Genomic DNA, 25,055 nt, shown 5'->3' with positions numbered 1-25,055 from the left:
AACGCTTGCAGCTTGCGAATCCAGTATCGGGACGCGGCAATGGCCAGCTGGGGATTGCTCCCCAAATGCTGCTCGAAGCGGCCCTCGTCGAAGTCCGCGTCATTAAAGGAGGTAAAGTCCGGCGTCAGCCCACGGAGCATCCGGATGAGCCTAAGCTGCGTGGTAATGAGGTCGCTAATGAGACCGAACCGCAATTTCTGCACGAACTCTAGCGCATTCTCAGCCTCCCGCTCGATGTCATCGAGCCGATCTCCGGAAGCGAGGCGGTTCGTAATCAAGTCAGCGCAGCTATAGGCTGCATAAGTGAGGTCACCGGCTTCCTTCGCAGCCTCGAAGGCGTGTCTCAGGAAGGCGCAAGACGTCTGCAGTGGCTGACTCCAGTGAGCGACGTGGACGGCGGAGACCAGGTAGACGCGAGCCCTGAAGCGATCGAGCGCCCGCTTCTCGACCAGATCCAGGGCAAGTCTGCCGAAGCGGAACCCGGCCTGATAGTCTCCGAAATATGTCCCCAGGACGCCGCCTAGCCAGGCATAGGCGAGGCAGGATCCGTCGCTGTTGCCATGCTCCAGACTGAGGGTTGCGATCCGCCCGACGACGAGGCGAAAGAGATTCAAGTCGGTGAACAAGGCCGGCGAGGTGAGCACCGTGAGTACGTCCATGGTCGCGCACCGGTCGGGGTCTTTCATCGGCGGCAGGTCGAGCAGGGCTTCGATTGGACGGGATCCCAGCTGCTGCCACGCCCGATCATAGAAGCGACGGACGTCCTCCACCTTCGGGTGCAGTGACCACGGGCCGTCGACACGGCGCAGATACTCCAGGCCAACCTCCACGGCACGGTCGCTCCGGTCCAGCGTCGTATAGAGGTTGACGCGTCCGCAGGTCACGGCCGCAGCGTCGACGGTGGTCCCGGCGCGTCGTGACAGCATCGCAAGCCGTTCTTCCGCAGATGCCAGTTCCCCCGTCAGGTATTCGCACTCGGCGCGGTTGAGTTCGAGGTCGAACGTGAGCCGAGGGCACTGCTCCCAGCCGGTCGCTCCCAGCAAGGTCCGGTCGGCGGTGAAATATTGCAGCGCGGCGTGATTGGCGGTGGCCGCCTTAGCCCGCCGGCCCGCCACACGGTTGAGGCCGGCGACCTGTTCGCGCTCCGCCGGCGCGGTGATCAGCGCCGTGCCACGCCCGAACTGGCTGACAATGTCGAAGATGGTCTCCTCTAGCGCCTCCGCCGGCGTTTGCGCCGCGAGCACGCGGCCGATCCGAAGATGCGCCATGGCCCGCTCCCCCTCGGGGATGAGCGCATAGGCTGCCTCCTGAATGCGGTCGTGCAGGAAGGCGTAAGTGCCGTCCGAGCGCAGGACCAGGCCGGCCCGGACGGCGTCCCAGATGAGCGCATGGATAGCCTCCTCGCTACCACCGTGCACCAAGGTGAGTGTAGCCGCCTCGGCGACATTCCCAAGGCAGGCCAGGAGGCCCAGAGCTGCCTGCGTTGCCGGAGCCAGACGGCGCAGCTTCGTCGCCATGAGGTCCGCCACGTTATCGGTGTATCCCCTGGCGCGGATGCGCGACAGATCCCAGGTCCAGGCGGCCCGGCCGGGATCGAAGGCCAGCAGCGCCTCCTCGGCCAGGGCGAGTAGAAACTGGATCGTGAAGAACGGATTGCCGGCTGTCTTCTCGTGCACGCGCCGGCCTAGCGGCGCGACGCGCTCCGGGGCGCAGCGCAGGGCATCGGCGATGAGCCGGCCCACATCCGCAAGTCCAAGCGTCGCCAACACAATCTCCTGCATCCGGCCCCCGGCGCCGCGGATCGCAGCCAGCCGTCGCATCAGCGGGTGCGTTGGGGTGACCTCGTTGTCCCGGTAGGCGCCGATCAGCAGCAGGTGGCGGACCTCCGCATGGGTGGCCAGATGCTCGATCAGATCCAGGGTTGCCGCGTCCAGCCACTGCAAGTCGTCGAGGAACAGCGCGAGCGGATGCTCGGGTCGGGCGAACACGGCGAGGAAGCGCCGGAACACCAGCTGGAACCGGGCCTGCTGGTCCTGCGGCGAAAGATCGGGCGCCAGCGGCTGCTCGCCAATGATCAGAGCCAACTCCGGAACGAGATTGATCATGAGCTGGCCGTTCGGGCCCAACGCTTCCAGCAGGGCGGCACGCCAGTGGCTGAGTTCCGCGTCGCTCTTGACCAACAGCGGCCGGATCAGGCCTTGGAAGGCCTGGGCCAGCGTGGAATAGGGGATGTCTCGCTTGTACTGGTCGAACTTGCCGGATGCGAACAGCCCGCGCGGCGGGACGAGCACCCGGTGCAGCTCGTTGACCACCGCGGACTTGCCGATGCCCGAATAGCCGGAGACCAGCACCAGCTCAGGCGCGCCATCCCGGACGACACGGTCGAACGCGGCGAGCAAGGCCTCGACCTCGCGCTCGCGACCATAGAGCCTTTCCGGAATCAGCAGCCGGTCGGGCGTGTCGTGTGCCCCGAGCGGGAAATCGTCGATACGGCCCTGGGCCACCCACTGTGCCAAACAGCGCCGCAGGTCGCTCTCGAGGCCGCCGGCGGTCTGGTAGCGCTCCTCGGCGGTTTTCGCGAGCAGCTTCATCACAATGGCCGAGACGGCGGCGGGAACATCTTTCACCCGCTCGCCCGGTGGCAACGGCCGCCGCGCGATGTGGCAGTGAACCCATTCCATCGGATCGGTCGCGGTGAACGGCAGAACGCCGGTGAGCATCTGGTAGAGCGTGACCCCGACGGCGTAGAGATCGCTGCGGGAGTCGATCGAGCGGTTCATCCGCCCGGTCTGTTCCGGAGCCATGTAGGCGAGCGTGCCGGCGATGAACTCAGGCGGTTCGGGCGTTTGTCACTCACGGGAAAGGCGCGAGGCGATGCCGAAGCCCGTTAGCCGCACCTCTCCGGTCTCGCCGTTGACCAGGATGTTGGCAGGTTTGATATCCTTGTGGATCAGGCCGCGCCGATGGACCTTGCCAAGGGCCAGCGCGATTCCGATCGCAACAGGCAGGAAGCTTCCAGGCTCCATGGGTCCGCCGAGCCGCCGGGCAAGCAGTTCACCGCCCGGGTCCTCGAGTACAAGCATGGTCTGGCCACCTTCGCGCACCAATTCCAGCGGCCGAAGCGCCCAGGTGCCTTCCAGCTCGTCCGTCAAGCCATACTCGTGGGCGAAACTATCAAGGATTGAATGTCGCGGATGCTCCGCGGCGGGCAGAGCGGCAAGCACGGGCTTACGTGTCCCGTCAGGATCGAGATGCCACCCCCGGCAGAAGACCCGTTCGCCGTCTTCCCATAGAAGCTGGCAGCTGCCGTCATCTTCAGTGCCAAACCGAAAAGTTGGGGTCATTTGCGGGACTTCACCACCAGGCCTAGCCCTCCTGGCAAACTGGCCGCAACATTCGTCTCGAGTTCGTCCACCCAAGTTGCCAGAGCCGGGATGTTAGCACATCTCGTCCACTCATCCGAGCGTCTGTGCCGACAGTGCCGGCAAGAAGTGGCTGGGCGAGCTAACTCCCTACGCGATCTCGTAGAAACTATCTGCCGCGAACGGCTTTCATTATAGTCGCGTCCGACATTGGCCCCTTGATAGGATCTCAACCGACGAACCTTCAACTAAATCACGGCAGGTGGAGGGAGCTTCAGTCGAAAAAGCCCGCATCCTCTTCCCTGAGATATCTCCTGGCCCCTTCAGCGTCGATATCGAGGCCCAGCCCCGGCGCTTCCAGTAGGTCCACCATGCTGTCCTTCACGATCTGCGGCGGCAAGCCGATTACCAGATCCTCCCACCAGGGGTCGGAGGCAGTGGGATATTCGAACGCGATGTAATTCGCCGGCAACGTGGCGCAGACATTGATCAACGCGCCGAGGCCCAGCAGACCGTTAGCGGTGCCATGCGGTGCCATCAGGATCGAGTGCATGTAGGCGTGCTCGGCGACCCATTTGAGCTCGGCAATACCGCCAACATCGGCTGGATCGGGGCCAATGATGCGTACCGCCTGCGTCTCGATCAGTTCCTTGAAATTGTGCCGCAGGTAGATCTGCTCGCCAGTGTGGATTGGCGTCGAGGTGGAAGTTGTCAGTTCCCGATAGGCCTGCGGATTGACCCACGGCACGTAGTCGCCAGTCAGCATGTCCTCGAGCCACATCAAATTGTACTTTTCGACCGCGCGAGCGAACTTGATCGCATCGGGCAGCATCCAGCCCGGGCCGCAGTCCAGCGCCAGGCTGACTTTGTCGCCCAGCACTTCCTTCATCGCGATCACGCAGTCGAGCATGTGATTGAAACCGCGCTCGCTGATCACGCCCTGATCCATGGCGCCGTGATAGCCGGCCTTCTTCTGCGTCACGCCGTAGTGGAAGCCCTCGATGGAGTCCTTCATGTTGGAGTGGAACGAGATTCCTTGCTTGACCATGAAGAAGTTCTGCGGCTGCTGCATCATCCATTTGACGTCAGCGGCGTAATCTTCCGGCCGGTCGCCCGTGCGTTTCTGGCGAATCGAGCCGTTGTAGACGCGCACCTTGTCCCGCACCTTGCCGCCAAGCAGTTTATAGGCGGGCACGCCGGCCGCCTTGCCAGCAATATCCCACAGCGCATGCTCGATAGCGCTCACCGCCGCGCCGTACGGCTTGAAAGAGCCGCGTTGGCGGATCTTCAGCATCACTCTCTCGACGTCGGTCGGGTCCTCGCCGATGAGCGCCTCGCGGAAATGCAGCACCCAGGGCTTGAGGTAGGACTTGGTGAATTCAACTTCGCCCAAGCCATAGAGGCCCTCGTCCGTTACGATGCGGACGATCGGGTGTTTGCCGATAACGGCGCAGCGGAGATCAGTGATCTTCATCTTCGTTCCTTTTCGCCTCAGCTCCAGGTGCGATCCCAGGAATACTCATCGTCCCAGTGATCCGTAGGCTGCCAAATGTCGGTGGCGCCCGGCTGCAGATGCAGCGAGATCACCTCGTCGACGACGTCGTCAATCCCCAGCCCCGGCTTGTCCGGAACAGTGATGAAGCCATTCTTCACCAGCGGCTTGGGAAGACCCGTGACGATATCGTCCCACCAGTCGACATCGGCAGAATGATATTCGAGCGCCATGAAATTTTCGGTCGCGGTCGCGACATGTGCCGCGGCCATTGCGGCGATTGGACTTTCTGCCATGTGGATGGCCATGGCGACACCATGGTCCTGCGCCATATCGCCAATCTTCTTGGTCTCGAGGATGCCCCCACTGGTGAGCAGGTCTGGGTGGATAACGGAGACTCCGCCGCTGTTGAGCAGAGGCTCGAAGCCCTCCTTGAGGTAGATATCCTCGCCAGTGCAAATCGGCACCGTGGTGGCGTCCTGCAGTTGTCGGTACTGCTCGGTGTATTGCCATGGGATCACATCCTCGAGCCAGGCTGGCACGTATTTTTCAATTCGCCTGGCAAGGCGAATGCCGTTCTGCATCGAGATGTGGCCAATATGGTCGATCGCAAGCGGCACATCCATGCCGATGACCTCGCGAACCTCGGCGATGTATTGCTCAAGCAGGTCGAGGCCCTTGTCGGAAAAGTGCAGGCCGGTAAACGGGTGCTGGACGTTATGTAGATCGTACGCAGCGTTGCGGACACGCCGCTCTTCAATGGAATTCAGCGGCCCGCGACTGGGGCCGTTGCGGTATCCTTCCAGTGAGCCGGCAGGAAACACGACCGCACCGGGCACATCCGCGATCTGCATCAGCCCCAGATCCATCTTGAGGAAGGTGAAGCCGAGTTCCATGCGCTGCTTGAGGCGCTTACCGGTCTCGGTACCGCTCGGCACGGTGGCGTCGGTATCGCAGTAGACGCGCACTTTCTCCCGAAACCGGCCGCCGAGCATCTGGTAGACAGGGGCGCCATAGGCCTTGCCGGCAAGATCCCACAACGCGATTTCAACCGCCGATACGCCGCCGCCTTGCCGGCCGTGGCCGCCGAACTGCTTGATCCGGCGAAACAGGCGGTCGATGTTGCAAGGGTTCTCGCCAAGCAACCGGCTCTTCAGCATCAGCGCGTAGGTGGCGCTGGCACCGTCGCGCACCTCACCAAGCCCGACTATGCCCTGGTTGGTGTAGATCTTAAGCAGAACGGAGGTGAATGGCGCGCCGACAATTTCGGCCACCCGCATGTCAGTGATGCGAAGGTCGGAAGGCTTGGAATGCGTGTTCACCCGATTGAGCGCCTCGTCGGCTCCATCTGCCTGTGGCATGATTTATCCTCGTTCTGGTCGGGGGGCTCGTCGCCGCGCACGCTGGGGTGGCCTGGAGCGTTGCTAGCTAGTCGAGCTCTATCTCGTGGTTTTGAAGGTAGTCGCGGTTCATTTCAACGCCGAGGCCAGGCCTGGGCGTAAGCTTGAGGCTGCCGTTCGAAACATCAAGCGGTCTGTCGATGAGGTGATCGTATTTTCCGAGGTTCCACTCTGACGTTTCAAGTTTGTAGAAATTGGGAACGGTCATCATCACCTGCGCTCCCGCAACCACGTTGATCGGCCCTGCGGCGTCATGCGGCGAGACGGGGATGTAGTAGGCTTCGCATAGGGCAGAAATCTTTTTGAGTTCGGTAATGCCGCCGGTCCAGGTGACGTCCGGCATGATGTAGTCAGCGAGCTTGTTTTCGAGCACCGGCACGAAATCCCACTTCGTGTGACCGCGTTCGCCCCACGAAATAGCGGCGCTAACCTTCTCGCGGACCTGTTTGAGAGCGTTGAGGCTCTCGGGTGGGCAGGGCTCCTCGAACCAGTCGATCTGACCAGCTTCCTCGAGGCTGCGACAAAGGCGAATGGCGGTGGGAACGTCGAACCGGCCATGCGCATCGATGAGGATGTCGACATCCGAGCCCGCCGTTTGGCGGATCAGAGCCGTGAGTTCGGCGGCTTCGCGCTCATCCTTGCGGGTCATGCTGCCATCGAGGTAGCCATCCCGCTGTTCGCGAGGCTGTCCATCGACGGTGCGGCCCTGGTGGGGGAAAGGATCGAACTTGAGCGCGGTGTGGCCGGACTCGACGATGTCTCGAATTTCGCGAACCACAGCCTCTTTGCTGGTAAACTTGGCCTGGTTAGGATGGGTGTAGAGCGCGATTTCATCGCGGACCGGTCCGCCCAACAGCTCGCAAATCGGCTTACCAAGAACTTTGCCTCGGATGTCCCAAAGGGCTATGTCGATGGCGCTCACGCATTCGACTGCGGCGCCGCGACTGCCCATGTAGGTGAAGCTACGGAATATCTTGTGCCACAGATATTCGATACGCGCCGGGTCCTCGCCTGTCAAAGCGGCACCGATCTGTCGCAGGATCGTGCAGAGGGCGCGATTGGCGAGCCTTGTCGTGGTAGTGATCTCTCCCCAGCCGCTTACCCCCTCGTCGGTCGTCACTTCGACGAACAGAAACTCTCCCCAATAAGAAGCATCGGATCTGATTAGCCAGGGGCGAACGCTGGTGATTTTCATCGCAACTGCCTTTGTCTGAAGTGGTCGGGATAACGATATTCCAGGCTACCTATTCTATCCTGCCCGAGCGGCGTTTCGCGCCCGCATGTGTTCGAGGATGTGCCGGCCGGAGCCCTCGACATGGCGTGCAATCAGTTCGGCTGCCTCGTTCGCCTTTCCCGCTTTTACATGCGCGATGAGCTCGCGATGCTCGCTAAGGATCGCGGCACGCCGGGAGAGCGTGAAGTCGAAACGCCGGCTCACGGCTCGAAGCACTTCGCGATGTTTCCACCAAAGCTCGGCGGCATGGCGGTTGTAGTGCTTCTGGTACATGACGGTGTGGAAGGCGGTATCCAGCTCGCTGTGCCTGACCGTGTCGGCGAAGTTGTTCTCTTCGATCAGCCCTTGGATGCGTTCGAGTTCAGCAATGTCCTCGACGGTGGCCATATTCACGAACCATCGCGTCAGTGCCGGCTCGATCAAGACCCCGATCTCGTAGATATCCCGAACAAAATCCTGATCTATGGGCCGGACGCGCGCTCCGCGGTTTGGAACGAAGGTGACAAAACCCTCCCCGCGCAAAAGTTGGAGAGCCTCACGCACGGGGTTGGTCGAGGTGCCGTGGCGCCGGGCGAGATCGGTGACCACAAGCCTTTCGTTGGCAGCAAGCCGCCCCTCGATGATGTCATCCCTGATCAGTTGGTAGAGCGAGGCGCCCTCGCTGGATGCCCCGTCAGCGTCGATGCCTTCGGGCGGCTTTGCTTTAAAATCGCTGGTTTCGGCCAAGACTATCCTCATCAGTACACATATCGTTCGAATATCACGCAAATCTCTGGCAAACAATGTACGATTTTGCCGATTGACAGACAATCTACGATCTGAAAACGTATGATGTGTTCGAAGAGGTGTATTGACTGGGAGGTCGCGAAGCCGTCGAGCAAACACCGCTCGCCCCGACGCAGAGCGGCATGGGAGAGAAACCTGGAGGATGCCTATGACGAGGATTTCACTCGGAGGTGCCGTCCTGCGCGGCACTATCTCTACTGCTTTGATGGTATCATTGATGTCTGCGTCTGCGCTTGGCGCGCCGGTCGACCTGAGCAAGTGGTCGCCGCAATATGTGCGCTCCATTGCCGGCACCCAGGATTTCGACACGGCGGCTGATTGCGGCAAGGTCACACCACTCGACTACAAGGGGCGACTGACTTTCTGGTACCAGGGTGTGTTCGAGGGCGACCCGGATCTCCTGCGCGAGTATTACAAGGATTTCTTCGCGACGTTCCGCAAAACCTATCCAAACATCCAGCTTGAGGAACAGGCCCTCACCTATAACGACCTCTTGGACAAGTTCCGGACCGCACTCCTTGGCAATGCCGCTCCCATGGCGGTCCGCCTGCAAATCCTGGGTGGCACTGAGTTTGCCTCAAAGGGCTATTTGCAGCCGCTCAAACCCGAGGATGTCGGCTATTCGACCGGGGATTTCTGGCCCGGCGCAATGAAGGCTGTAACCTGGGACGGGGTGACCTACGGCATTCCAACCAACAACGAGACAATGGCGTTCATCTGGAATGCCGACATCTTCAAGCGTGCAGGCCTCGATCCGGACAAGGCTCCGGCTACCTGGGACGACGTCGTCAAGTATTCCAAGCAGATCCACGACAAGCTCGGCATTGCCGGTTACGGCCTCGTGGCTCGCAAGAATGCCGGCAATACGCCGTACCGCTTCATGCCGCAGCTGTGGGCCTATGGCGGCGGCGTCTTCGACGAAGCTACCACCAACCCGACCTATAAGGATGTCGAGCTCGATAGCCCGCAGAGCAAGGCGGCATTGCAAGCCTCCTACGATATGTATGTCCGCGACAAGTCGGTTCCGGTTTCGGCGCTCACCAACCAGCAGGCCGACAACCAGCCGCTCTTCCTCGCTGGCCAGCTCGGCATGATGATCTCGCATCCGTCCGATTACGACGTCATGCTCGACCTGCAGAAAAAGGCGACGGACACCGACAAGCAAAAGGCGCAGACCGTTATCAACAATATGCGCTACGGCTTGATCCCGACTGGTCCCGACGGCAAGCGTGCCGTGGTGTTTGGCGGCTCAAACATTCATATCCTCAAGCCCGAATATGTCGAGGGCGGCAAGGTAGACGAGCCGGCGGCAAAAGCTATCATCTGCATGTGGACGAGCCCCGAATGGTCACTGAAGATGGCCTATGCCGGCTCGAACCCGGGAAACCTCAACGGCTTCAAGACCAAATGGATGAAGGAACGCCTGGACCACATCAAGTTCCTTGATGTCACGACCTCGATGCTGCCTTACGGCATCCCATTCCCGGCGCTGCCACAGTCCCCCGAGATCATGAACATAATCGTCCCGGACATGCTCCAGAATGCTCTGACCGGAGCCATGACCGTCGACCAGGCAGCGGACGACGCGGCCAAGAAGGTCAAAGCCCTGATGGACGGTGGGCTCTAGTCCAAGTCCGACGATCTGACCGGCTGCGGATCGATCGCAGCCGGTTTTGTTCCCAAGGATGAGGGCTCTGCACAGTGACGATCTTGACTGGGAAGGCCGAGGCTCCCCGAAGACTGCCTGATGGGTCCGGTGTGCTGCGAAAGATTTGGGAGCATCGCGCTGACTACGCGTATGTGCTTCCTGCGATCGCCGTGATGCTCATCGTCATAGCCTACCCGATCTACTACACGATCGAGCTGTCGTTCTTCAATACACCGCCTGGCCTGCAGCTCCGGGACAAGATTTTCATCGGCCTCGACAACTACATCGCCATCCTCGCAAGCCCGGTGTTCTGGAAGGTCACCTCGAACACTCTTATCTGGACAGTGGGATCGACCTTCATCTCGTTTGTCCTGGGGTTCGCCAGTGCCCTGGCGCTCCACCGTGACTTTGCCGGCCGCGCCATCCTGCGCGCCGTCCTGATCATTCCATGGGTCATCAGCGCGGTCGCCGCGTCCTATATCTGGAAATGGATCTACCATTCGGACTTTGGGATCATTGGCGCAGTGCTAGTTGGCTTGGGATTGACCGACCGGCCGCCGAATTTCATCGACAGCGTCAGCACAGTGCTGCCCTCGCTGATTGTCGTCAACATTTGGCGAGAATTTCCTTTCGCCATGATCATGATGATGGCTGGCCTGCAAACAGTTCCCGACCAGTTGCTGCGCGCCGCAAAAGTCGACGGAGCCAATGCATGGCAGCGGTTCTGGCACGTCACCTTTCCGCATGTAAGAAACGTTTCGACGGTGACGATCCTTCTCTTGGCAGTAGCCAACTTCAATTCTTTCATCATCCCCTGGATCATGACCGGCGGCGGGCCGTCAAACGCATCGCATATCTGGATCACCCACATTTATGAGCTCGCCTTCGGCCGCCAGCGCTGGGGGGTGGCATCGGCCTATTCGGTGTTGCTGTTTTTGATCCTGATGTCCCTTGGCTACTTCTACGTCCGGGCGCTGAGCGGCAACGAGCAGAAGGACGGGAGTGAATGAGCACGATTGCCGAGACTGCTCATCGAGGCCAGGCGCGTCGCCGTACGCGCATCGATGGATGGCGGTGGGGCGGACGCATCTTCCTTGTGTTCATGCTGCTTTACACCGCATTACCAATGATCTGGATGTTGATCACCTCGATCAAGTCCGGCTTCGCGGCCATGCAATTCCCGCCGCAATGGTGGCCGGACCAACCCACCCTCGCCAGCTACCAGAAGCTGCTCGATCCGCAAAACAGCGTCGGCCAGGACTTCCTGCGCTTCTTCTGGAACAGCCTCTTCGTTTCCACCGCCACGACCATTCTTTCCGTGATCGTGGCAGTTCCTGCGGCCTACGCGTTTTCACGCTTCACCTTCCCGGGCCGGAACTTTCTGTTCTTCGCCGTCTTGCTTCGGAACATGTTCCCGGCAGTGATCTTTCTCGTGCCGCTCTTCATACTCATGCGCGCGATCGGGCTGGTGAACACGCATGGATCGCTCATCCTCACCTACCTCACATTCGGCCTGCCGCTGGCAATCTGGCTCCTCAAGGGCTTCTACGACAACATCCCGGTGCAGCTTGAGCAGGCAGCGCGCATCGACGGCGCAACGCGGTTCCAGGCCTTCGTCTTGATCGTGATGCCGCTCTCGGCGCCAGGGATCATCGCCACGGCGATCTATTCCTTCATCGGCGCGTGGAACGAGTACATCTACGCCTACACCTTCCTGTCCAAGAACGAGCAATTGACACTGCCGGTCGGCATCCAGCGCTTCTTTTCGGAAAATACAACGGACTTTCCGGGACTGATGGCGGCCAGCTTCATGATGAGCGTGCCCGTCGTGGTCCTGTTCCTCGTCCTGCAACGATACTTCGTACGCGCCCTGACGGAAGGCGCAGTCAAGCACTAGGGGAGTTGCCGGTGGCCCACGTGGTCCTCAAAGATCTGGTCAAGACCTATGGCAGCTTCAAAGCTGTCAATGATGTTTCGCTGACGGTCAACGACGGCGAATTCGTTGCGCTCGTCGGCCCTTCAGGCTGCGGCAAGACAACCACACTCAATCTTGTGGCAGGGCTCATCCCCGTCACATCGGGCGACATCGTCATCGGCGACAGGGTGGTCAACGACCTCGACCCCAAGGACCGGGACATCGCAATGGTGTTCCAGAACTACGCCCTCTATCCGCAGAAATCGGTCTACAAAAATTTGGCGTTCCCGCTGCAGATGCGCAAACTGCCAAGGGATGAGATCGACAAGAAGGTCAGGGAAGCAGCGCGAGTGCTCGACATGACGCAGCTGCTCGAGCGCAAGCCACGCGAACTTTCGGGCGGGCAACAGCAGCGCGTGGCGCTGGGGCGAGCCCTCGTTCGCGACCCGGCGGTATTCCTGATGGATGAACCACTCTCCAACCTCGACGCAAAGCTGCGCGTGCAGATGCGGTCGGAGATCAAGCGTTTCCACCAGGACCTCAAGGCGACGATCATCTACGTGACGCACGACCAGCTCGAAGCGGTGACCATGGCCGACAGGATGGCGGTGATGAACGGCGGCTACCTGCAGCAATACGATTCACCGGCGCAGGTCTTTGCCCATCCGGTGAACATGTTCGTCGCCAGCTTCGTCGGTAGCCCGGCGATGAGCCTTGTTCCGCTTGAGGCGTCAACGGCAAGCGGCAACACTGTGTTGACCAGCGCGGAGGGCTGGCGCCTCGAGCTCTCGACAAACAACGCCCAGAAGGTCGCGAGGGCAACAACCAAGAAGGTCGTGCTCGGCGCCCGTCACTCGACGATCAGGCTGCACAAGAGTGCGATACCCGGAAGCGTTCCCGCCAAGGCCTACACGGTGGAGCCGACCGGAGATGTCACCTTCGTACAGGCTTTACTGTCTGGTGCCATCGTCAATGTCAGCGTGCCGCCCACCATTGCCGTCGCGCCCGATGAACAGATTTGGCTCGAGTTCGATCAGGAGCGGATTCATCTGTTCGACGGCGAAACCGAGATGGCCCTTAAGGCCGACTGAGACGGGGCGGAGCGTATGAAGCGAGGGCGTGGATGACGACTAAGCTCAAAATCACGGCGATCAAGCCCTATCCGGTATGGGTAGGAACGCGCAACCAGATGCTGGTGAAGGTCGAGACCGACAGCGGCATCTTCGGCTGGGGCGAGAGCGGCTTGAGCGGCCGAGAGAAGGCCGTGGCCGGCGCGATCGAGCACTACCGCGAGTTTCTGATCGGCTGCGACCCGATGCAGATTGGGCGGATCTGGCAAGAGATTTATCGCAGCCAATACTTTGAAGGTGGGCGTGTCCTACAGGCGGCGATTTCCGCCATCGACATTGCCCTTCACGACATCAAGGGCAAGGCACTGGGAGTGCCGGCCTATGAACTCCTAGGTGGCAAGCAGCGCGAGCGCATTCCTACCTTTGCCTCGACGGGTGACGAGGCCGAGGGCGATGTTGCCATCGAACGAGCCCGCGAACTACGCGCACAAGGGTGGCAGGCGATCCGCTTCTTCCCCATCGGGCAAAGCAGCAAGGACATCTTTGAGCCGCGGGAGTCGATCGGCACTACCGCAACTATGCTCAATAGGGCGCGAGAGGCGCTGGGCGACGACGTCGTCCTCGGCATCGACTATCATCATCGGCTGTCGGTGGCAGAGGCGGCGAGCTTCTGTAACAAGCTCGGCCGTGGCGTGCTTGATTTCCTCGAGGAGCCGATACGAGACGAGACACCCGAGGCCTACGAATCCCTGCGCACGATGACCGACATCCCGTTCGCCATCGGCGAGGAATTTGCCAGCAAGTGGCAATTCCTGCCCTATATCGAGCGCGGCATCCATCAGTTCAACCGGCTCGATGTCTGCAATGTTGGCGGGCTCACCGAAGCGATGAAAGTCGCGGGTTGGAGCGAGGCACACTATGTCGACCTGATGCCGCACAATCCCCTCGGCCCAATCTGCACGGCCGCGACCATCCATCTCGCCGCCGGGGTGCCGAATTTCGCTTGGCTCGAGACCAGGGCGCCCGAAGCAAAGCTCGGCTTCGATAATTCCGACTTCTTCCCCGTGCAACCACGGCTCGACGGTCCCGACTATCCGGTCAGCGATCTGCCCGGGCTCGGCGTCGAGGTCAACGAAGAGGCGGTCAAGGCGGAGAGCTTTCGTTTCTGGGAAGCGCCTCACCTGAAGCGCCGCGACGGTTCTGTCACAAACTGGTAGTTTCATCCACGGAGCCTAAAATGACCCATACACCTGACATCACGCGACCGCCCAAAGAGCTTATCGATGCACTGAGGGAAATCGGCGCCGCGACGGTTTCCGGCACGCTTGGCCACATGGGCTTCCGCAATCCGCACATGGTCGGTCCCGTGCCGCAGAATCGCGGGAAGTCGATTGTCGGGCCGGCCCTGACGCTTCAATTCATGCCGCAGCGGCCGGACCTCTTCACCGAGGGAGAATATGCAGATCCGGAGACGCAGTTGCACCGCCATGTGCTTTATCACGTGCAGGAGGGCGATGTGGTCGTGGTCGACGCACGCGGCGACATGAGCTCGGGCGTCTTCGGCGATATGATGTCGACGTATTTCAAAGGCAGAGGCGGCGCTGGCATCGTGATCGATGGGTGCATGCGCGATCGACCCAATGTCGAGAAGCTAGATCTCCCTCTATGGCTGCGCGGCTGGACGCCCAACTATCATGTGCAGACCGGAATCTATCCCAACGCCGTCAACGTTCCGATTGCCTGCGGCGGTGTCACGGTGATCCCCGGAGACATCATCGTCGCCGACGATGACGGGGTGGTGGTGCTTCCAGTCGCAATGGCCTCGAAGGTAATCGAAGAATCGCAAAAGCATCACGATTGGGAGGAGTTCTCGCGAGTGAAGCTTATGGCGGGCGGGTCGTTGCAGCGCTACTATCCGCTGCATGACGATGCCCGCGGAGAGTACGAAGAGTGGCGCAAAACAAACCGCTCGGGAACAACTTAGCCAATGGATTACCCCAGGCGGGCGGCGAACTTTCTGGGGTATCACCGGCGTCTACACAAGAAGCACGGAGTCGAATTTCGCCGTCGGCGCCCGCTTTTCGATCTGGCAGCCGGGATCCAGCCGCCGAGGCTCGCCGAATGTCATGCCGGCAGCTTTGGGCCGAACGTTGCATGACGACGTCGGGTCTTCGGAAATAGTGGACGTTCAGGCAGTCCGGACCGCCCCGCGCAATAGCTGCGGCGTCGGTGCATTGGTTCCAAGGTTGATCCCGACCCCGGACCAGCCGACCCGCGCGTTCACGTCGGCCTTATCTTCGGTCAGCCCTGCCGTGACCAAGGGAACACCAAAGCTCATCGCCCTCCCTGTGACAGCCATCACCTCGTGACGTTCGGCCATCAGGATGCGCGCGATTCCGAGCATTGGATTGACATGGCCCGGCGCTGGCGTCGTGGCAATAACGATTTTCATATGATCCTGGTCCTCGGGTTTGAGTGCAGCCACGGCTACTTTGTTTCGAAAGCAGTCCAGCTGACAGGTGCAGGCACCGCTGGCGCGACGGTGCTAAGCGATGGGCGTTTATTAGGCTGCAAAGCCCCGGTCTCAGCCGGCAACATTGAGAACGACCCCTCGGGATGGCTGCCTTCCGGCGCCGACGCCAACGGTCGTTATTGTCGAGGCTGGTGCTGTCGCGGAATTCAGGTAGCCGGTCGGTTCGAACCGCCCATGTGCCCGAATAGGTCGGCCGGATCTGGTGATAGTTGGCCAGGGCCGAGCTCCGGCAAGTGTTTTGCTACTGACAAGCGTCACAAATTGCCGCCAGATGGGCGCCGTCCGTACCACAGCAGCCGCCGACGATGCTAAGGGACGGTATCGATTTCCGCAGCGCACGGTAGCGCGCGCCAAGGTCGATCGGATCGCCTTCGTCCAATTCGATCGCCTGGTCCAATTCCGCATGGCTCTTCGAGGAGGCATTAGCGCAGAATCCGCGCAAACGGCGCATCCATGGCGCGCCCGCATCCAGTCCCGGCTGCAAGTGGATTGGATGCGTACAGTTGACCATATAGTAGGCGGGCGCTCCATTGGTCGCCGCGTCGACATGCTCGATCGCCGCGCCCAGATTCCAGCCCGACGGCAAGCGGCCGTCCGTTTCGAGGGTAAACGAGATTGCGCACGGCATGTCGTTCACCGCAGCTGCACGTGCAATGCCCACTGCCTCTTCCGGCGCGGTCAGAGTGTATGCCGTGACGATGTCGGCCTCGCCTCGAGCAAAGCATTCGATCTGGGCATGGTGGTAGTCTTCCGCTTCCGTTGCGGTGATGCGTTCAGCGACGTAACCGTCGCCGCGTGGTCCTATGGCTCCGTTGATAACGATCGGTGAACGCTCCGTTTCGAACTCGTCGCGCAGTGCCATCAGCAATGCCACCGACCGGTCGTTGGCCGCGAGCAGCCTGTCGCGGTCGTAGCCGAGCTTTTCTCCCCAATCCGAGTTTGCACGCCACGTGGCGGTTTCGAGGATTATGCCGTGGCCGTAATGCACGGCAACGTCGATATATTCGCGGTAGCAGCGTTCGAGTTCTTCAATTCCGGCCTGATCGAAAAGAAGTGTAAATGTGGCACTGTATGGCAAATCGATATTTCTCTTATAGGATAGCGTTGTGTTCATGCTGGCGTTTGTCAGGAATATTCCGGCATTCAACTGCGGCAACATACTGCGATATTTTGACATCTGCTGTACCTACGGCTCCTACGATCCCCGAGCTTTTGAAGTGGGCTGGGTCGTCGTCGACCGCCTTAAAGCTCAAAGCTGTTATCTCGCCGACGCCTGGAAATACCCATGAACCGAAGGCGCGATGCGGCTCCGCAATGTGGTTGCGGTGAACTGACCCGGTCGCGCGATGACGCTACGACCATTTCACCACGGAAGAGAGTCGGACTGCCGTCCCTTCTTGCCATTCTCTGGCGCACTTCTAAAACGTCTACTGTATTAGATCCTCGATGCCATCGCCAAATAGCAGCGCGCGGGTCGCAGCGGTGACGTCGTCCTTGCGCATCAGGCTTTCACCGACGAGGAAAGTGGTGATCCCGGACATTTCCAGACGCTTGCAATCCGGGTTGGTGAAGACGCCGCTTTCGCCGACGAGCAAGCGGCCGTCGGGCACCATGGCGGCGAGTTTCTCGCTGGTCGCAAGGTTGACTTCGAACGTTCGCAGATTGCGGTTGTTGACGCCAATCAGCGGTGAGGAGAGTTTCAGCGCCCGCTCCATCTCTTCGACGTCGTGAACTTCCACGAGGACATCCATGCCGAGGCCGAAGGCCTCATCCTGCAGACGTTCGGCGTCGTCATCGGACAGCGAAGCCATGATCAACAGGATGCAGTCCGCACCCCACGCACGAGCCTCGTGCACCTGATAGGTCTCGAACATGAAGTCCTTGCGCAGCGCCGGCAAGGCACAGGCAGCACGGGCAGCGGTCAGGAATTCCGGCGCCCCCTGAAAGCTCGGCCTGTCGGTGAGCACCGACAGGCAAGCCGCCCCGCCGAGTTCATACGCCTTGGCCAGCGCTGGCGGATCAAAATCGGGACGGATCAGGCCTTTCGACGGGCTTGCCTTCTTGATCTCGGCAATCAGTCCAAACAGACCCGCATCTTTCCGGACGGATAATGCCTTGTGAAAGCCGCGCGGCGCCGACTGTCCGGCTTGCATTGCCCTCAAATCTGCCAGCGAAACCTCGGCCTTGGCGGCCGCGATTTCCTCGCGCTTGTATGCTTCAATTTTCGTGAGGATATCGGCCATCATCCATTCCTATTCGCTTCCCCGGCTTGGAAGCGATCTGAATGGCAGCAGCTTGTTGCACTCGAGTTTCGAATCCAACGAATTCCGTTTCGGATGAAATATTGCGGCGTGATGGCATCAACGCTCTCTCTAACATGTTGGCGCCATGGATCGGCGGCTCGGCATGAACCCGACCGCCACCTTCCGACTGCCGCATACGGGGCACCGTAGACGATCCGACAGCATTCATAAGGGGAAGTCTCGGCCGCGAGTGGCGACAAGGGTCACGATATCCAATCGTGGACTTTAGAACTGCCTTTTGTGCGTCGCCCTTTGCTACGATTGTAGTCAAGTCTCAAAAATCAGTAACCGCAGGGCTTCCATTTGCAAGCTTCCTAACGAGGGTTCGTTGATCAGGTGTGCTTCCCCACGAGTTCTGCGTAGTCGGAAAAGGTGAACTTCTTTCCGCGCTCCAACGCTTCGTTGCCAAGGAGGAGAACGCCGATCGAAAAAACCATGTCCGCGCGGTTCGAACTCGAAGCTCATGATCGTTGTCCTGTGCGACGGCGCGTTCCATCTCCCGTTATTACGCCTTTCAGTGATCAGCGCGCGGAATGCTCTAGGTCGCAAAGTGGGGAGGATGTGGATAAGCCGCCTCGCCCGCATTCCGCTGCACAAGCAGATGCTCGTTTACCAACGGCCCGATGAATCAACCAAGTGTGATTGTCAAAGCATCGCCCAGGATTTGATTGCGAAGCGCTATCTATTACATTTGTAACTATCGCCTCGGTTTTCGAAACAACCCTGCAATGGAACGCCAATAGCCGACGGAATTCGATCGCCGTTGTACGCGATTTCGTGCTTGTGACTTACGAAGGTGGACGCTTGAAACATGTCCTGGTGATTGACGATGACAGCACCATCCGTCAGCTGTTAATTGACTATCTCTCGCAACATGCGCTTAAAGTCAGTGCCGTCAGCGACAGCCACCAGATGACGCGCGTCCTTGCAACTGAGATCATTGATCTGGTCATCGTCGACCTGAACCTAGGCCATGAAGACGGGCTGGAAATCGTTCGCAATCTCGCGACCAAATCCGATGCACCGATCATCATCATTAGCGGCGATCGGCTGGAGGAGGCAGACAAGGTCGTCGGCTTGGAACTTGGGGCGACGGACTACATCGTCAAACCGTTCGGTATGCGCGAACTATTGGCTCGCGTGCGAGCGGCGTTGCGGGAAAGGCCCGTCAAGACGGTTGCGCAAGATCGAAAGTCCTATTTGTTCAATGGCTGGCGCCTCAATCTGAAGCTCCGCAGGCTCGTTTCAGAGACAAAGGAAGAAATCAAGCTGACGGTCGGGGAATTCAATCTTCTGGTGGCTTTCCTTAATGCTCCCCGACAGATCCTGTCACGAGAACAACTGATAGCCAACAGCCGGGTGCACGAGGAGGAAGTGTTTGACCGCAGTATCGACGTTCTGATCCTCCGACTTCGGCGCAAACTCGAAAGCGATGCGTCCAATCCCACCCTCATCAAAACAGAGCGTGGCGTCGGCTATTTCTTCGATGCTGAGGTGGATATTGACCACAGCAGAAGAAATGTCTCCTGATGACGATGATCCGTTCGAGCTTCATGGCTGCCAAGACTGCCACTGGGCGCTTGTCGGCTTTTTCAGCGGTATGGCTGCTTATGGTGCTGAGCGTAGCTGCGACCGTGGCGTTGGCAAGCGGTCGCAGTCAGCAAGACCCGATCACGCCCCTTGAGGCTACCCCAGATCTTGATCCGGCCAAGGTCGCACTTGGCAAGCAACTGTTCAACGATCCGATTCTTTCAGGCAAAGGTAAATTGGCGTGTTCGTCCTGCCATGATCTTAACACCGGTGGCACTGTGAACCTGAAACGGACTGTTGGGTACGATGGCAAGATGCATCGGTTTAACGCACCGACTATTTTCAATGTCGCAAACAATTATCGTCTCGGCTGGCGAGGTAACTTCACATCGCTCGCAGCACAGAACGATGCAGTGCTTCTCGATCCGAACCTAATGGCAAGTCAATGGGGATCGTTGGTCGCTAAATTGCAGGCCTCCACCGTCTACGGCGCCCAATTCCAACAAATCTATAATCGCGATATTGAAAGAAATGATGTGCTCGACGCCCTTGTAACATTCGAACGCTCGCTTTCGACACCGAATTCGCGGTTCGATCAATATCTGCGCGGCGAAAGCAAGGCGATTTCTTCGCAAGAGAAAAAGGGTTACGAGCTTTTCAGCAGCTACGGATGCGTGTCTTGTCACCAAGGTTCGAATGTCGGTGGGAACCTATTTGAGAAATTTGGGATTTTTGGCGACTTCGGGCCGAACACCTCGCCTGATAACGACGGCAATTTCGGGCGATGGACCATAACGCACGACGACAAAGACAAGGGCGTCTTCCGGGTTCCAAGTCTGAGGAATGTCGAAGTGACATCTCCCTATTTTCACGACGGACGTGTTGCGTCCTTGCCGGAAGCTGTGGCGATCATGTCTCGCACGCAACTCGGTCAGGTCCTGTCCCAGTATGACGTCGATGCGATCGTTGCATTTTTGAAAACCCTGACAGGCGAATACAACGGTCGCTTGCTTGATGCCTCCTCACCATCTCGCCCGCAATAAGTGCGAGCGCGGTGTTGGAACCAGTTTATGCAGGCATTCGGCGCGCCATGCGTATCTGGTGCTGGTTCACTCTCTATGAATAGCCCAATAAGCTCTAGCCCCTACGGTCCCAGTCTCCCAGCCACTATATAGACGGATCTCGCAAGCTCCCAGGCAATGGTCGCCAGTCCCATTGCGAAGCTTAGACATAAGGCAATTGGATGGTCGCGGTCGCAAAGCATCACCTCCAGAGGATCGCTGGGAAGCCTTGGGCCATCGTGGTTGCGATACTCTGTGCAATCCTATTTGCACTTTTGGCAGCCGGGCGGGGTCCCGACAAAGAAACGCACGAAGCCGTACTTGCCGCGTTTCGTCTGATCGACTTGAACAATTCGGCACTTCAACGGGATGTCTTGCAAACACGGGCCGGGTTGCTCAATAACTACGATCCGCTCGACGCCTCTATGGGCGGTTTGCATGATATGCTTGGGCGATTGAAATCGCTTTTTAGGAAAACGAACCTTAACGATAACGAGAAGCTGGCGGCTCTTCTTGAGCAACTGTCCGCATCAATCGACAGAAACGAGTCACTTGTCGAACAATTTAAGACGAAGAACGCACTTCTGCATAACTCTCTCAGCATCTTCAGTAAAATTCTCACCGACATATATGAACGTCCTTCGTCCGACTTGCGGGGATTGCCCGCGAATCTCGATGAATTAGGCAATTCGATGCTGCGTTTTTCGGGCGATCCCGACGCGGATCTTGCGCGACGCATCAGCATCCTGCTGCATTCAACATCGTTGGCAAATTCGACCGATAGCGTGCTCGTCTCGCGACTGACAACATTGACAGTGCATGGCCACATGATTTTGATGACCTTGCCGTCGGTGAATAATATCGTTGCCGATATTCAAACGTCGGACGCTCCGCAGCGCGCTCAAGATCTACAAACCGAATATCTTGAGGCTTACAGTGCGATCAACCTACGCGCCACGTGGAGCAGAATTTTTCTCGGAACAATTTCGATCATCCTCTGCATCTACATTCTGTTCCTTGTGTATCGGCTCCGTCTGCAAACGGATCGTTTGACACGCCGGCTCGACTTCGAGGATGTCATGAGCCAAATAAAAAATAGGTTCGACAACGACCCCTCGCCCGATTGCGTTGCGGCTATCCACGATACGCTGGACCTCCTCGCGGAGTTTTTCGACGCCACGCGCCACGAACTGATGATCTCCAATGTCGAGACGGGACTGGTACAGGAAGTCTATGAGAGCCATACCAGCGGAACTGCCTTTTCGAAGACGCTCATGTCGGATTTCCTGGACGATCTACGCCGAAATAATGTGGCGCAACAGACGCCTCGTCCGCGCTTTTTCTACCGAAATTTGCAAAGCCGCGACGAACTTGCATTTACGCGAAACGCAATGAGCGCAGGTGTTGCGGTTGGAATGCAAATTTCTGCGCGCTATGCCGCGATGATTATCTTCGAATACAAGGAGTCGCGGCCGAAAGCGGGCAGTGATGAGGTGGAATTGTTGCAATCCGCCATCGACCTTCTTATTCAGTGTGTCGACCGAATTCGCAAGCGGCACGAAAGAGACATCCTTGAGCATCGCCTGGAGCATGCGGAGAGGCTCCAGGCCGTGGGCACTTTGGCGGGAGGAATCGCCCACGAATTCAATAACATACTTAGCTCTATGCTTGGGTATGGCGAGATGGCATTACAGATTCTGCGGCGGCCGTCGCCGACCAGGCACTACGTCAACGAGATCGTCTCGGCCGGTGAGCGGGCGAGGCTGATCATCGACCAGATACTGACATTGAGCCGCAAGCGTGAACGCAGCAGCAGGCCTTTCGATATGGTTGAGGCCGTCTCAGACATTCTACACCTTTTGAAAATATCCCTTCCGGAAGCCCTGGAACTATCGCACCACCTTGCGGACCGCCCGGCGGTTGTCCTCGGCAACCCGATAGAGATCCAGCAGATCCTTATGAACCTCTGCAAAAATGCCTCGGAGGCGTCGCCCGATGGTGGGAAAATCGACATCGAGGTGTCGCCTGTCATAACCCGGTCCACACGACCACTTTCACACGGCATATTACCATCCGGCGGCTATATTCGCGTCAGCGTCACCGACCAGGGCGAAGGCATACCGGATTCCATTTTGCCGCATATCTTTGAACCGTTCTTTTCGACGAAGTCTCATGCCGGCGGCACCGGTCTCGGCCTTGCGGCCGTTCACGGAAACGTGGCGGCGCTTGCAGGGTATATCAATGTCGACAGCGCTGTTGGGCGAGGAACGCGCTTCGATCTGTTCTTTCCGATATGCCACCAAGCTCCTATCCCCCTGCGGCAATTCTTTCATGAAGAAAAGGTGCCCTATGGCAACGGTCAGACGGTCATCATTCTCGAGAAGCAGCAGCGACTCCTGATGATGCACGAGGAGAAACTTGCTGCTCTCGGGTACGAGCCCGTGGGATTTGTTGAGCTAAGTGGGGTTTTGGATTGGCTGAAATCGAATGACCGGCGTCCCGATCTCGTTGTTCTCGACGTTGCCTCGCTCAAAAGTACTGTAACTCTATCACAACTGGACTCGGATTTGAGCGACATTCCCTATCTCCTCATCAGCGATCGATACCGGACCGGACCGCTGAGCGAGCAGAACCTCAAACGATTAGGCGCGCTGAAAAAGCCGCTCAACTCCAAGAGCTTGGCGGACGCCATTCGCAGAAGAATCGATGCCGGTGCCGACGCACAACGACGCGGGGCCGGAAGCAGGGCCATTGGAGGATGACGCGATCTCGCGGCCTCTTTTTCCAAAGCTCAACTACGAGCCGGCCAAGCCGCTCAAATATCTCCCGCCGTTTCATTTGTAACGGAATTCTGCTCGTTTAAAGCGAGGGAGTAGCTTTCGCACGATAGCCGGCAATTCTAGCGTTATGAGAAGATAGCGAGGGCGGAGTTCTGCGCCCAAGATTTCAAAGGATGGATTTGTGTGCGTGTCTTAATGAGAAGAAGTAGGCCGCGGCACCTGTGCTCGCAGGATTATCTGCTCCTCGGAATAGCGGCTCTGGGTGGCGCGCTGGAATTTTACGATTTCATTATTTTTGTTTTCTTCGCGGTCGTAATCGGCAAGCTCTTTTTCCCGCCGGGCGTGCCGGAGTGGCTGTTGACGATTCAGGTCTTTGGGATCTTCGGTACGGGCTATCTTGTGCGCCCGCTCGGTGGGATCATACTCGCCCATTTCGGCGATCTCTTTGGACGTAAACGCATTTTCGCATTTTCAATATTGCTCATGGCGCTCTCTACTCTCGGAATGGCGTCTCTTCCGGTATACGCATCGATCGGAGTTGCCGCGCCGGTGCTGCTCGTGATCACGCGTATTCTGCAGGGGGCGGCGATCGGAGGTGAAATCCCGGGAGCGTGGACTTTCGTCGCCGAACACGTTCCCTCCCGCCAGGTTGGATTTGGCTGCGGCGTTCTCTGTGCCGGCCTTACTTTAGGAATTCTGCTGGGAGTCTTCGTAGCCGCTCTGATCAATGAGCTCTTCACGCCGATCGATGTTGCCGCCTTTGCATGGCGTATTCCCTTCTTCATCGGGGCGGTTTTTGGGCTCATTGCGGTGTATCTACGTCGCTGGCTGCGGGAAACGCCCGTATTCTCCGAAATGGAGAAGAGCCATCGTCTTGTTCCGGAGCTTCCGCTCAAGGTGGTCTTGCGTGACTACCCGCACAGCATTGCCGTCTCTTTGCTGCTGACGTGGTTTCTTTCTGCCGGCGTCGTCGTCACAACATTGATGACTGCGACCTTCTTGCAGCAACTCTACGGATACACAGCACAACAATCTCTTCTCGCGACTGGTTTCGGCGCGCTTTTCCTTATCTTCGGCTCTGCCGCTGCCGGTGCGATTGTGGACAGAGTAGGCTCTAGAGGATTTTTTGTCGCGGGAAGCATATTCTTTGGCGCCGCAACATTCACCTTCTATAGTTTCGCGGCCGTGTCACTGCCGATTGCCCTTGCCCTTTACGCACTTATGGGACTGTCGGTCGGTGTGGTAGGCGCCGTTCCTTACGCAATGGTGCGGGCCTTTCCCGCGTGTGTACGTTTCACAGGCGTTTCTTTTTCCTATAATTTATCTTACGCCGTCTTCGGCGGCTTGACACCCGCGGCTGTGAGCTTGTTGCTGCCGCTTAATCCAATGGCGCCTGCATATTATCTTCTCTTCATCGCGGCTCTGGCGCTTGGTATCGGACTCTATCTTTGCAAGAATGGTGACGGGCTGGAGTTTCCCGCAGGTATTGAAGAGCGCGCGGCACTTGCATGTCAGCAATAGGGTTCCAACGACAGCTTGCGCAGGAAGGGCAGTCGATTTGCAAACCATGCCGTTCCCAGATCTGGCTGGGAATTTAGGAGCCTGGTTAGGCTTTGATTGCGACTGACGGGGAATGGTCGTGTTTGCAACTTAGGCGACGGCATCAGCAATAGGGGAAGAAATCTTCGGATGTTGCCGACGGAACTCCTCTCTTGGGGAGATAAAAGTCCGTAAGGCCTATGTCGCGCTGAAGGTGTGGCGTTAATCCATCAATTCTTCGCGGTTTAGAACGGAAGAAATATTCCACGATCCGGCGAGGGGTAGTCCGGAAAACCCGGCTGCGTGACTTCGACTGTCCGTCATTGGCACGCGCAATTGGTGGGTGAGTGTTGAATGGTCGAGTGGCGTTGACAGGATTCGCCATGGGTGCCTCCTTGAAAA

General features: G+C 58.7%; 19 protein-coding genes and 1 pseudogene. 11 read left to right on the top strand and 9 right to left on the bottom strand.

All coding sequences use genetic code 11. The features are described from left to right. From ACPYOI_RS25075 to ACPYOI_RS25055, 5 genes and pseudogenes are all read right to left on the bottom strand, one after another. Window positions 1–3,344 (bottom strand): annotated as a pseudogene (locus ACPYOI_RS25075) (ATP-binding protein); the annotation flags it as partial. 292 nt (window positions 3,345–3,636) lie between these two features. Next, window positions 3,637–4,836, bottom strand: coding sequence for a mandelate racemase/muconate lactonizing enzyme family protein (locus tag ACPYOI_RS25070; RefSeq protein ID WP_481423501.1), 1,200 nt, complete (start codon window positions 4,834–4,836; stop codon window positions 3,637–3,639). A gap of 17 nt (window positions 4,837–4,853) precedes the next feature. Then, window positions 4,854–6,215 carry a mandelate racemase/muconate lactonizing enzyme family protein gene (locus tag ACPYOI_RS25065; protein ID WP_481418534.1) on the bottom strand — a complete coding sequence of 454 codons (1,362 nt, stop codon included), beginning with the start codon at window positions 6,213–6,215 and terminating at the stop codon, window positions 4,854–4,856. A 67-nt stretch (window positions 6,216–6,282) separates the two neighbouring features. Continuing rightward, window positions 6,283–7,449, bottom strand: a complete 1,167-nt coding sequence (locus ACPYOI_RS25060; protein WP_481418535.1) for a mandelate racemase/muconate lactonizing enzyme family protein — start codon at window positions 7,447–7,449, stop codon at window positions 6,283–6,285. Window positions 7,450–7,503: 54 nt separating this feature from the next. Then, window positions 7,504–8,214, bottom strand: coding sequence for a GntR family transcriptional regulator (locus ACPYOI_RS25055; protein ID WP_481418536.1), 711 nt, complete (start codon window positions 8,212–8,214; stop codon window positions 7,504–7,506). Window positions 8,215–8,422: 208 nt separating this feature from the next. On the opposite strand from ACPYOI_RS25055, the gene ACPYOI_RS25050 reads away from it, so the two are divergent. The 6 genes from ACPYOI_RS25050 to ACPYOI_RS25025 all read left to right on the top strand — a co-directional run bounded on the left by ACPYOI_RS25050 (window position 8,423) and on the right by ACPYOI_RS25025 (window position 14,891). Continuing rightward, window positions 8,423–9,901, top strand: a complete 1,479-nt coding sequence (locus ACPYOI_RS25050) for an ABC transporter substrate-binding protein (protein WP_481418537.1) — start codon at window positions 8,423–8,425, stop codon at window positions 9,899–9,901. A 74-nt stretch (window positions 9,902–9,975) separates the two neighbouring features. Then, window positions 9,976–10,932, top strand: a complete 957-nt coding sequence (locus ACPYOI_RS25045) for a carbohydrate ABC transporter permease (RefSeq protein ID WP_481418538.1) — start codon at window positions 9,976–9,978, stop codon at window positions 10,930–10,932. Continuing rightward, window positions 10,929–11,819, top strand: coding sequence for a carbohydrate ABC transporter permease (locus ACPYOI_RS25040; protein ID WP_481423500.1), 891 nt, complete (start codon window positions 10,929–10,931; stop codon window positions 11,817–11,819). The genes ACPYOI_RS25045 and ACPYOI_RS25040 overlap by 4 nt, the downstream gene beginning before the upstream one ends. Window positions 11,820–11,830: 11 nt before the next feature. Then, window positions 11,831–12,928: an ABC transporter ATP-binding protein gene (locus tag ACPYOI_RS25035; protein ID WP_481423499.1), complete on the top strand. Its 1,098-nt coding sequence runs from the start codon at window positions 11,831–11,833 to the stop codon at window positions 12,926–12,928. Window positions 12,929–12,960: 32 nt separating this feature from the next. Then, window positions 12,961–14,124 (top strand): mandelate racemase/muconate lactonizing enzyme family protein, encoded by a 1,164-nt coding sequence (locus ACPYOI_RS25030; RefSeq protein ID WP_481418541.1) that lies wholly within the window; start codon window positions 12,961–12,963, stop codon window positions 14,122–14,124. A gap of 20 nt (window positions 14,125–14,144) precedes the next feature. After that, the gene (locus ACPYOI_RS25025) at window positions 14,145–14,891 is read left to right on the top strand and encodes a ribonuclease activity regulator RraA (RefSeq protein ID WP_481418542.1); all 747 of its coding nucleotides are present in this window, start codon (window positions 14,145–14,147) and stop codon (window positions 14,889–14,891) included. A 204-nt stretch (window positions 14,892–15,095) separates the two neighbouring features. On the opposite strand, the gene ACPYOI_RS25020 is transcribed toward ACPYOI_RS25025, so the two are convergent. Together ACPYOI_RS25020 and ACPYOI_RS25015 are read right to left on the bottom strand one after the other, a co-directional pair. Next, entirely contained in the window at window positions 15,096–15,359 is a 264-nt protein-coding gene (locus ACPYOI_RS25020) for a hypothetical protein (RefSeq protein WP_481418543.1), read from the bottom strand. A 322-nt stretch (window positions 15,360–15,681) separates the two neighbouring features. Beyond that, on the bottom strand, window positions 15,682–16,617 hold the full coding sequence (locus ACPYOI_RS25015; RefSeq protein ID WP_481423498.1) for a homocysteine S-methyltransferase family protein: 936 nt from the start codon (window positions 16,615–16,617) through the stop codon (window positions 15,682–15,684). Between ACPYOI_RS25015 and ACPYOI_RS25010 the strand changes: the two genes are divergently transcribed. Beyond that, entirely contained in the window at window positions 16,547–16,729 is a 183-nt protein-coding gene (locus tag ACPYOI_RS25010) for a hypothetical protein (protein ID WP_481423502.1), read from the top strand. The genes ACPYOI_RS25015 and ACPYOI_RS25010 overlap by 71 nt on opposite strands. A gap of 138 nt (window positions 16,730–16,867) precedes the next feature. On the opposite strand, the gene trpC is transcribed toward ACPYOI_RS25010, so the two are convergent. Beyond that, a complete protein-coding gene (gene trpC, locus ACPYOI_RS25005; protein ID WP_481423497.1) occupies window positions 16,868–17,683 on the bottom strand; it encodes an indole-3-glycerol phosphate synthase TrpC in 816 nt (271 codons plus the stop codon). A gap of 864 nt (window positions 17,684–18,547) precedes the next feature. Between trpC and ACPYOI_RS25000 the strand changes: the two genes are divergently transcribed. The 4 genes from ACPYOI_RS25000 to ACPYOI_RS24985 all read left to right on the top strand — a co-directional run bounded on the left by ACPYOI_RS25000 (window position 18,548) and on the right by ACPYOI_RS24985 (window position 24,635). Next, the gene (locus tag ACPYOI_RS25000) at window positions 18,548–19,273 is read left to right on the top strand and encodes a response regulator (protein ID WP_168834363.1); all 726 of its coding nucleotides are present in this window, start codon (window positions 18,548–18,550) and stop codon (window positions 19,271–19,273) included. Continuing rightward, window positions 19,273–20,316 (top strand): cytochrome-c peroxidase, encoded by a 1,044-nt coding sequence (locus ACPYOI_RS24995; protein WP_481423496.1) that lies wholly within the window; start codon window positions 19,273–19,275, stop codon window positions 20,314–20,316. Before ACPYOI_RS25000 ends, ACPYOI_RS24995 begins: the two co-directional genes overlap by 1 nt. 200 nt (window positions 20,317–20,516) lie before the next feature. Continuing rightward, entirely contained in the window at window positions 20,517–23,096 is a 2,580-nt protein-coding gene (locus ACPYOI_RS24990; protein ID WP_481423495.1) for a two-component system VirA-like sensor kinase, read from the top strand. A 213-nt stretch (window positions 23,097–23,309) separates the two neighbouring features. After that, a complete protein-coding gene (locus tag ACPYOI_RS24985; RefSeq protein WP_481418554.1) occupies window positions 23,310–24,635 on the top strand; it encodes an MFS transporter in 1,326 nt (441 codons plus the stop codon). A 142-nt stretch (window positions 24,636–24,777) separates the two neighbouring features. Here ACPYOI_RS24985 and ACPYOI_RS24980 read toward each other — a convergent pair. Continuing rightward, window positions 24,778–25,055: hypothetical protein (locus ACPYOI_RS24980; protein ID WP_481423494.1), on the bottom strand; the 278-nt coding region annotated here is incomplete at its 5' end.

The sequence above is a fragment of the Rhizobium sp. SVR5-2C genome, assembly GCF_056755115.1.
This window is presented reverse-complemented; position numbering and strand designations above follow the sequence as displayed.

Coding starts and splice junctions, on each gene's coding strand:
- ACPYOI_RS25070 (WP_481423501.1), bottom strand. CDS start 4,836: ATGAAGATCACTGATCTCCGCTGCGCCGTTATCGGCAAACACCCGATC.
- ACPYOI_RS25025 (WP_481418542.1), top strand. CDS start 14,145: ATGACCCATACACCTGACATCACGCGACCGCCCAAAGAGCTTATCGAT.
- ACPYOI_RS24995 (WP_481423496.1), top strand. CDS start 19,273: ATGACGATGATCCGTTCGAGCTTCATGGCTGCCAAGACTGCCACTGGG.
- ACPYOI_RS25060 (WP_481418535.1), bottom strand. CDS start 7,449: ATGAAAATCACCAGCGTTCGCCCCTGGCTAATCAGATCCGATGCTTCT.
- ACPYOI_RS24990 (WP_481423495.1), top strand. CDS start 20,517: ATGGTCGCGGTCGCAAAGCATCACCTCCAGAGGATCGCTGGGAAGCCT.
- ACPYOI_RS25030 (WP_481418541.1), top strand. CDS start 12,961: ATGACGACTAAGCTCAAAATCACGGCGATCAAGCCCTATCCGGTATGG.
- ACPYOI_RS25020 (WP_481418543.1), bottom strand. CDS start 15,359: ATGAAAATCGTTATTGCCACGACGCCAGCGCCGGGCCATGTCAATCCA.
- ACPYOI_RS25050 (WP_481418537.1), top strand. CDS start 8,423: ATGACGAGGATTTCACTCGGAGGTGCCGTCCTGCGCGGCACTATCTCT.
- ACPYOI_RS25065 (WP_481418534.1), bottom strand. CDS start 6,215: ATGCCACAGGCAGATGGAGCCGACGAGGCGCTCAATCGGGTGAACACG.
- ACPYOI_RS24985 (WP_481418554.1), top strand. CDS start 23,310: ATGAGAAGAAGTAGGCCGCGGCACCTGTGCTCGCAGGATTATCTGCTC.
- trpC (WP_481423497.1), bottom strand. CDS start 17,683: ATGGCCGATATCCTCACGAAAATTGAAGCATACAAGCGCGAGGAAATC.
- ACPYOI_RS25040 (WP_481423500.1), top strand. CDS start 10,929: ATGAGCACGATTGCCGAGACTGCTCATCGAGGCCAGGCGCGTCGCCGT.
- ACPYOI_RS25015 (WP_481423498.1), bottom strand. CDS start 16,617: ATGTCAAAATATCGCAGTATGTTGCCGCAGTTGAATGCCGGAATATTC.